General features: G+C 36.5%; 1 pseudogene. It reads left to right on the top strand.

What is annotated here, in order from left to right:
* Positions 1-402 (top strand): annotated as a pseudogene (locus tag ACS8FD_RS21435) (EamA/RhaT family transporter); the annotation flags it as partial.
* Between the last annotated feature and the right edge of the window lie 255 nt (positions 403-657).

Raw genomic sequence — 657 nt, 5'->3', positions numbered from 1 at the left:
TGGCTATTTGGCGTGTGGGCAGGCTATGGCGTTATTGATATTTTATTCAAGCAAGTTGCTAAACAAGGAGCCGCATTCCCGCTGACTTTATTTATCAGTTTTGGTCTGGCAGGGATATTGTTATTTATGTATTTGCTCGTTACTCGCGTGCGCTGGCAAGGGAACGCACTTAGCGCAGGACTTTTACTGGGCGCGCTTAATATGGGTAATATTTATGCTTACGTACGTGCGCATCAAATGTTGTCTGAATCACCAAGCATCGTATTTACTGGTATGAATGTTGGAGTCATTGCAGTGGCGACTATCATTGGGGTAGGCGTGTTCAAAGAGTCACTCAATCGTATCAATATGCTAGGTTTGTTATTAGCAGTAAGCTGCGTCGCCATCCTATTCTTAGCTTAAAGAAATTACATTTGTATATTAAATTATACAACCAAAAATAAAAAACCAGCTAATAATTTTTACGATGACAGAATTTTGTAGGTAAACAGTAGGTTAAGTTTGTATATTCTTATTTCAATATATATAATAAAAAATAATGTCGTCATATATAAGTCCAACAACTGTTCTTAAAATACGTTGATTCTTAACGTATCGAATATAGGCACATCTTATGTCCTATGCTAAGGTAGACTATAGTTAAATCATACTCAACTT

Source organism: Psychrobacter sp. 1U2, from assembly GCF_051847575.1.
The sequence above is the reverse complement of the archived record's forward strand: the minus strand, read 5'-3'. Positions and strand labels throughout refer to the sequence as shown.